Source organism: Solidesulfovibrio sp., assembly GCF_029978005.1.
Classification (GTDB): domain Bacteria; phylum Desulfobacterota; class Desulfovibrionia; order Desulfovibrionales; family Desulfovibrionaceae; genus Solidesulfovibrio.
In genome coordinates this window covers 1-6,990 of record NZ_JARKOZ010000160.1, presented here as the reverse complement: position 1 = coordinate 6,990, position 6,990 = coordinate 1, and the positions used below count along the sequence as shown (strand labels likewise).

Here is a 6,990-nt window from a genome sequence, read left to right as displayed (position 1 = left end):
GCGGGCGCGGAAGGCCGGGCCGGCGGTGCGGAAGGCGGCGGCGCATAGGCCGCGGGCGGCGAGGCCGGCGGCGGCGGGGGTGGGGGCAGCGGCGTCCTGGCCCAGCCGGTGTCGTTGGGCGATTCCGGGGCCTGATGCCCGAGGATCTCCTTTTCGAAACTCTTGTCCCGGGCGCAGCCGGACAGGATCAGCGCCGCGAGGGCGCAGGCGATCAGGGCAAGCCGCATGGCGACTCCTTGGCTCACGGTTGTCGAGGATGTCAGAAATTCACGCCCACAAGCCGGGCGAGCAGTTCCCGGGCCGTGTGGAAGGTGCGCAGGGCCGCTTCCAGGGCGATGGCGTCCCCGGCCTCGGCCGCGCGCTCCACGCCCTCGGCCGCCCGACGCAGTCCCTCGGCCCCGATGGCGGCGGCGGAGGATTTCACGGTGTGGGCGTGCAAGGCGACCGCCTTCCAGTCCCGGGCCTGCCAGGCGTCGTCCAGGCGGGAGCGTCGCTCCCGGACCTCGCGCCAGATGTATTCGAATATCCGCGCGAAGTCCTTCCTGTCCACGCCCATGCGCAGCCGGGCCGCCTCGGGGTCGAAGGCGTCGCGGTCCTGCGGCGCGGTCCAAGCGCCGTTGGGATACATGCCCTTCATGGGTCCTCCGCCCCGGGCGCGGCCTCCCGGCCTTAGCGCCCCCGATGCCGTGGCCGGCTACTGCAGGAACACCACTTCCGTGCCGACGTCAATGAGCCTGGCCATGTCCTTGCCCTCGTCGTTGCGCATGCGGATGCAGCCGCTGGTGACGGGACGGCCGATGGAGCCGGGATTGTTGTTGCCGTGGATACGGAAGCCGAACCCGTGGGACAGGATGATCTTGAACGGTCCCATGGGGTTTTCCTTGACCCCGGGCTTGACCACCTGGGGCAGTTCCTTGCCCTTCTGGCGGGCGCGTTCCTTCATGGCCGCCGTGGGCCGCCACCAGGGTTCGAAGCTGATGCCCGTGACCACGCCCCAGCCCTGGGGCGCTTCCATGTCCCGGCCGGGCACGGCCACGGTGTAGGTCCGGGCCAGGTGGCGCGAGCCGTCGGGCAGATTCTCGTAGAGGTAGAGCTTTCGCTGGGACAGGCGCACCTCGATGGAATACCGGTTCTTGCTGGCGTTGAACTCCGCGATCCGCTCGTCGAGGCTTCCCTCGCCGCCGCCGGCCTGCACAAGGCCGGTCAGATAGCGGTCCAGCCCGCCGCCGTCGGCCACGGGCGCGTAGGGCACGGCCAGCGGTCGCGGCTGCGCGGCCGCCACGGGCACGGGACGCGGCTGGGGCGTCGTCTGCACGGCCGGTTTGGCCGTTTGCGCAGGCGGTTTGGCCGCCTTCACGGGCGTCTTGTCCGCCGGAACGTCGGCCACGGCTCCGCCCTGACCGCCAAATCCCGGCCCAAGCGCCGCCGATTCGATTCCCTGGGCCCGACCCGGCCCGCAGGCAAAAAACACCAACCCCGCCGCAAGCGCCGCAACAGCCAACCCCCGCATCGCATCATCCTCCCGAGCTCCCGGGCGCGAAGCCTCCCGTCCCCACGGAAGCCCTCCGTCGCGCCACGCGACAAAAACGGCCGCCCCCTCAGGCGGTCTTGTAGCGTACGACAGGTCGGCGTCTGGCCGTCTGTCGCAAAAAAGCCGCATCCGGCCAACCCAACGCCACCACGGCATGGGCGGACTCCTCGGGCGGCAGACCCGCCGCGTCCTTCACCCGCCGGTCATGGCGCATGGCCTCCACGGCGTAGCCGATCAGGCACGATCCCAGCCCCATGGCATGGGCCGTCAGCAACATGTTCTGGGCGGCGAGCAGCGCGTCCTCGGCCGGGCAGCTCGCCCCGGGCCGCGACCCGATGATCACCGCGGCGCAGGCCCCGTGGAAAAGCCGGTCCGTGCGGTCCCGGTCCCAGGCGGCCAACGCGGCCGCGACCGAAGCGTAATACTCCCGGTAATAGTTCTCAAGCTCCGAGCGGCCGATGAGCGCATAGGCCCTTCGCGCCAGGGGCATGGCCGCGATCCGGTTGAGCCGCCGGAAAAACCCGGCCACGGCCTCGCCGAACCCCGCCACCGCCGCCCGGGAGGTCAGGACCGTGAAGGTCCAGGCCTGGGAATTGGTGCCCGAGGGCGCGGTCACGGCCGCGCGCACGAGGTCCTCGAGCATCGGGCCGGGCACGTCCTTTTCCTTGAAGGCGCGGCAGGAACGCCGGGAACGCAGCAGGTCCACGAGGTCCTCGGGCGAAAATTCGCCAGGCGCGACGACCTTGCCGGGGGGCGTGAAGGTGGCGAAGGCGTCGGCGAAATTCTCGGCCTCGGGCAGGCGCACGGCCCCGGCCGGGCAGATCGCCCGGCAATGGCCGCAGCCGATGCAGCTCGGCCCGATGGCCCGGGCGAGCCGTCCGTCCCAGACGATGGCCCCGGACGGGCACAGCCTGGCGCACAGGCCGCAGCCGACACAGGCCTCGGGGTCGATCCGGGGGAGCGCTTGTTCCATGCGGGTCCTCGTCATCCGTCGGCGCGCAGGCTCTGGCCTTGCCGCGTGCCCGAAATCCGTTCAGGCGGATGTCGGGAGTTATGGAGCGTGCTAGGGCCGGCCCTTGTCCGCCAGGGCCGGCTCGGCCCGGGCCAGCCGCCTGGCCTCCACGAACCAGCGTTCATAATCCGATCCGGCCAGGCGGTCCACGCCCACGCCGCCCCGCCGGGGACTCGAATGGAGCATGCGGCCGCCGCCGAGGTAGATGCCCACGTGGCTGATGCCCACCGTGCGGTCCGTGGCGAAAAAGAGCAAATCCCCGGCCTCGAGCTCGGACGGGCCCACGGACCGGCCCAGGGAAGCCTGCAACCGGCTCTGGCGCGGCAGGTCGCAGCCCAGGCGGGCGAACACGGCCTTGGTCAGGCCCGAGCAGTCGATGCCGCCCGCGCCGTCGCCGCCCAGGCGGTACGGCGCGCCCATGTACGGGGCGGCCAGGCCCAGGATGCGCTCACCGCGTTCGGGAAGCGGCCCCATGTCCACGGGCATGGCCACCGCCTTGGCCGGGGGGGGCGGCGGCCCGCCCAGGGCGTCCTGCTGGCGCAGGGCGCGCATCACGGCCGCAAAATCGGCCTTGCCCTCGTAAAGGGGCTTGTAGTGCTCGTTGAGCTTGACCGGGCTCGTATGCAGCATGCCCAGGCTGTCCTCGTAGCCGTAGATGGTGCGGCACTCCCCCGGCGCGTCGAAAAAGAGCAGCGCGCCCCAAGTCAGGCCCGCGGCCGCCAGGATCCGGCCGGGAATGTTCACGCGTCGCCTCCGTAGGTGATACGCCGCGCGTCGCCGATGCGCGTGGTCTTGACGCATTCCCGGCGGAAGGCGCACAGCTCCTGGCCGCAACGGTCGTGCACGCCCCAGGCGAAGCACGGCGCGAAGCCCTCGCCCTGCTGGATGGCCCGCACGGCGTCGATGGTGGTCAGGCCGGACACGTCGAGGCCGAGTTCCCGAGCCTTGCTTTTGAGTTCCCGCACGTCCAGGCCCATAGGACCGAAAAAGGCCTCGCGGCCGAGACCCGCCTCGGGCGTGTCGAACAGGCGCAGCGACACCGTGACCCCGCCGCCCTCGGCCGAGTGCAGGGCGATCTCGCCGTTGTGCTCGAGTACGGCCTTGCGGGCCAAGGTCAGGCCCACGCCCGCCCCGCGCGCCTTGGTGGTGAAAAAGGGGTCGAAGACGAAGGGGACCAGGTCCGGGCGCACGCCGGGGCCGTCGTCGGTCACGGACAGCACCACGCCGTCGTCGCGGCGATGCAGTCCCACCACGACGCGCGCAGCCTCCTGGCTGGAAAATTCCACGGCGTTTTGCAGCACTTCCTGCAAGGCCTGGCCGAGCAGGGCCGCGTCGGCCACGATCTCCACCTCTTCCAGGGAAAGGGCGCATTCCAGGCGCTTATGCAGGGATTCGGCCGCACGCTCGGCCCGCTCCACGACCTCGCGGACCAGATCGGCCAGGTTCACGGCCGTAAGCCGCGGATGCGGCAGGGAGGCCAGCCGCACCACCGCCGCCACGAGCTCCTCCAGGCGGCGGGCCTCCTGAAAGATGATGTCCGGGTGTTCCGTGGACAAATGGCGTTCCTTGTGCTCGCGCAGCAGCTTGAGGGCAAATCCGCCGATGGCCGCGGCCGGGTTGCGTATCTGATGGGCCACGGAGAGGGCCAGGTTGTTGAGGCTCTCGATCATGTCGTACTGGAGGCGGTTTTTCTCGCGCAACACCACGGTCTCGCGTTCACGGCTGCGGTAGAGCGCCGTGACGTCGTCGATGAGCAGCGTCACTCCGGCCCGCTTGCCGTCGAGTTCCGGGCAGGAGGCGGTCATGGAAAAACGGCGCGACTCGCCGTCGGGGCGCAGGTATTCCGTCAGGCAGTGGCGGAAGGCGCGGCCCTTGTCCATGGCCTCGACGAGGTTGCGGTTGAACTGCTCGTTGGCCGGCTCGGGCCGCAGGAGCGTACGCCAGCCCCTGCCCTCCAGAGAATCCGGAGGCAGGCCCAGCAGTACCCCGGCCGAAGGGCTGGCCACCAGAACGACCCCTTTGGGATCGATGACCACCAGGCCCACGGGCAGGGTTTTAATGACGTTTTGAACGAGTATCTGTCTGACGCTCGGCATGGCGCGCCCCGGGCCGGAGGGGAAAACCCTCCGGCCTTCGCTGTAAATAGGCTTGCAGCGGCCCGATGACAAGTGCCGGCGGCAAGCCGGCGCGTCAGGGCTTCTTGGCGCTCGAGGCGGCCTTGGGGTCCTTGGCCACGGCCACGAACTCCTCCAGCGCCTCCAGCGGCACGGCCCCGCGCACCGCCGCGCCGTTGACCAGGAAGATGGGCGTGCCGGTGAAGCCGAAGTCCCGGGCCTCCTTGACGTCGGCCGCGATGCGGTCGGAGAGGTCCTTGCGCTCCAGGTCCTTGGCCAGGCGGTCCATGTCCGCGCCGACCTCCTTGGCCATGGCGGCAAGGGCCTCGTCGCCCTTTTCCGAAACGTCCTTCTGGCGGGCGAAGGCCTTGTCCAGGAAGGCCCAGGCCTTCTTGGGGTCCTGGAGGTTTATCGCCTCGAAGTAGAGGGCGGCCCGGACGTCGTTTTTGCCGGTGGCGAAGTGCTTGAACACCAGGCGCACGTCCTTGGGATGGTTCTGGGTGAGCTTTTTGACGGTCTCCGAAGCCTGGGCGCAGAAATGGCACAGGAAATCGGAGTATTCGACGATGGTCACGGCCGCGTCCTGGGGGCCGATCGAGGCCCGGGAGACGTCCAGGGCGGGTTTGAGGGGCTTGGCCAGTTCCGCCGCGAACCGAGCCCGCTCCATTTCCCGCTGGCGGTTTCTGGCCGAGGTTTCGATGATCTCGAGCAAGGCCGGGCCCTGCTGGCGCAGGGCCTCGACAAGGATTTCGGGATGGTCGCGCAGCACGGCGCGCACCCGCTCCGTGTCGTCGTCGGCATGGACAGGTCCGGCCAGGGCGGCGACCAGCACAGGGGCGATCGCCCATTTCCATTCGCGCATGCGTCCTCCAAGGATGAGTCATATTGGCGTGAGCCGCCCGGATTTCATAATGCCTTTGCCAGCGCCTGTCATCCGCCCCATCGACGCCGTCCCCGATGCGTGCTAGTCCTTCGACCATGGAACTGCTGGCGCTTCTGGTGGTCCTGGCCGCCGTTTTCTTCATCTTTTGCCTGACCGGGCCCAAGGCTCGCCCCGGGGGCACCTGATTGCCGGAAGCCTGCCGCCGTGGGCGGCCCGACCGGCCATCCGCCACGGACGACCACACAACCGACGAAACCGCCGGGAAGTGACATGGACATCGGAAATCGCCTGCCCTGGCCGCTCGCGGCGTTTCTTTTCCTGCTCGCCCTGGCCGCCTGCGCCTCCCCGCCGGCCGACGACGCCGGGCGCAAGGCCCGCGTGGAGGCGCTTTACGCCGGCTACCGCAAGGACTTCCCCACCGCTCCGGAAATCACTGCCGACGCGGCCGTGGCCTTGTGGAAAAAGGGCGAACTGCTGCCCATCGACGTGCGCGAGCCGGCCGAACGGGCCGTCTCCACCCTGCCCGGCGCGGTGACCGAAAAGGAATACCTGGCCGATCCGGCCCGGTTCGCCGGCAAGACGGCCGTGGCCTACTGCACCATCGGCTACCGCAGCGGCAAATGGGCCGAGGCCAAGGCCAAGGCGGGTTTGCCCGTGGCCAACCTGGCCGGCGGCCTGCTCGCCTGGCTCCACGCCGGAGGCGGGCTCGTGGACGCCAAGGGCGACCCGACCAAGACGGTGCACGTCTACGGCCGCGCCTGGGATCTGGCCCCCCGGGGCTTCACCGCCGTGTGGTAGGCTCCCGGCCGTAATAGCGCAGAAAGTATTTCCGCCCGGTGACGTCGGCCAGCCCCAGCCGACGACCGGCCAGATAGGCGGCGCAAAGCCGCAGCACGCCGAGGGTGCGCGGTAAAAAACCCTGGCCGTCCCAACGCCTGGCCGAAACCAGGACGCCGCCACCGAGAAGCGTGGTCTCCCCGGCCTCGCGCAGCCGCAGCGACAGTTCCACATCCTCCATGAGCGCCATGTCCGGGAATCCGCCGGCCCTGTCCAGGGCCTCGCGCCGGAAGAACTGCCCCTGATCGCCGAAAGCGACGCCGATGGTCCGGGCGCGCAGGGCGTTGAGGCCCATTATGAACGCCAGACCCGGCCCACCCCGGTCGAAGCGCATGCCCACGGCCCCGCCCGCGAGCCGGGGCTCCCGGGCCAGGGCGCGAAGGATCCGGCGCGCCGCCCCGGGGCGCAGGCGGCAGTCGGCGTGCAGCACCAGCACCGCCCCGGACCGGCAGGCGGCCAGGCCCGCCGCGATCTGCCCGCCCCGGCCGCCGCCGGCAGCCACCACGCGGGCCCCGTGGGCCCGGGCCACGGAGGCGGTGTCGTCGTCCGAGCCGCCGTCGACCACCACCACCTCGGCCACCTCCCCGGCGGCCAGGGGCGCGGCCAGGCTTTC

At 70.5% G+C, this 6,990-nt stretch carries 8 protein-coding genes and 1 pseudogene; 1 reads left to right on the top strand and 8 read right to left on the bottom strand.

Features of this window, described 5'->3' with window-relative positions; genetic code table 11:
* The 7 genes and pseudogenes from Q1K70_RS18035 to Q1K70_RS18005 form a co-directional block, all read right to left on the bottom strand.
* Nucleotides 1-227: pseudogene (locus tag Q1K70_RS18035) on the bottom strand (SPOR domain-containing protein); the annotation flags it as partial.
* A gap of 32 nt (nucleotides 228-259) precedes the next feature.
* On the bottom strand, nucleotides 260-637 hold the full coding sequence (locus Q1K70_RS18030) for an Hpt domain-containing protein (RefSeq protein ID WP_300162628.1): 378 nt from the start codon (nucleotides 635-637) through the stop codon (nucleotides 260-262).
* A 57-nt stretch (nucleotides 638-694) separates the two neighbouring features.
* A complete protein-coding gene (locus tag Q1K70_RS18025; protein ID WP_300162625.1) occupies nucleotides 695-1,387 on the bottom strand; it encodes a L,D-transpeptidase family protein in 693 nt (230 codons plus the stop codon).
* Between the two features lie 211 nt (nucleotides 1,388-1,598).
* Complete coding sequence (locus tag Q1K70_RS18020; RefSeq protein ID WP_300162622.1) at nucleotides 1,599-2,504, bottom strand: nitroreductase family protein; 906 nt, start codon at nucleotides 2,502-2,504, stop codon at nucleotides 1,599-1,601.
* A 90-nt stretch (nucleotides 2,505-2,594) separates the two neighbouring features.
* Complete coding sequence (locus Q1K70_RS18015) at nucleotides 2,595-3,287, bottom strand: C40 family peptidase (protein WP_300162619.1); 693 nt, start codon at nucleotides 3,285-3,287, stop codon at nucleotides 2,595-2,597.
* Nucleotides 3,284-4,639 (bottom strand): ATP-binding protein, encoded by a 1,356-nt coding sequence (locus tag Q1K70_RS18010; protein ID WP_300162616.1) that lies wholly within the window; start codon nucleotides 4,637-4,639, stop codon nucleotides 3,284-3,286. Before Q1K70_RS18010 ends, Q1K70_RS18015 begins: the two co-directional genes overlap by 4 nt.
* 94 nt (nucleotides 4,640-4,733) lie before the next feature.
* Entirely contained in the window at nucleotides 4,734-5,519 is a 786-nt protein-coding gene (locus Q1K70_RS18005) for a thioredoxin domain-containing protein (RefSeq protein ID WP_300162613.1), read from the bottom strand.
* A gap of 291 nt (nucleotides 5,520-5,810) precedes the next feature.
* Here Q1K70_RS18005 and Q1K70_RS18000 point away from each other — a divergent pair, with 291 nt between their 5' ends.
* Nucleotides 5,811-6,338 carry a rhodanese-like domain-containing protein gene (locus tag Q1K70_RS18000; protein WP_300162610.1) on the top strand — a complete coding sequence of 176 codons (528 nt, stop codon included), beginning with the start codon at nucleotides 5,811-5,813 and terminating at the stop codon, nucleotides 6,336-6,338.
* Here the strand turns inward: Q1K70_RS18000 and Q1K70_RS17995 are convergent.
* Nucleotides 6,322-6,990, bottom strand: a 669-nt coding sequence (locus tag Q1K70_RS17995) for a glycosyltransferase (RefSeq protein WP_300162608.1), incomplete at its 5' end; no start/stop codon positions are given. The two genes, Q1K70_RS18000 and Q1K70_RS17995, sit on opposite strands and share 17 nt — an antisense overlap.

Bases quoted from the DNA above. Each gene is read 5' to 3' on its own strand.
- Q1K70_RS18030 (WP_300162628.1), bottom strand. From the start codon at position 637: ATGAAGGGCATGTATCCCAACGGCGCTTGGACCGCGCCGCAGGACCGC.
- Q1K70_RS18020 (WP_300162622.1), bottom strand. From the start codon at position 2,504: ATGGAACAAGCGCTCCCCCGGATCGACCCCGAGGCCTGTGTCGGCTGC.
- Q1K70_RS18010 (WP_300162616.1), bottom strand. From the start codon at position 4,639: ATGCCGAGCGTCAGACAGATACTCGTTCAAAACGTCATTAAAACCCTG.
- Q1K70_RS18005 (WP_300162613.1), bottom strand. From the start codon at position 5,519: ATGCGCGAATGGAAATGGGCGATCGCCCCTGTGCTGGTCGCCGCCCTG.
- Q1K70_RS18000 (WP_300162610.1), top strand. From the start codon at position 5,811: ATGGACATCGGAAATCGCCTGCCCTGGCCGCTCGCGGCGTTTCTTTTC.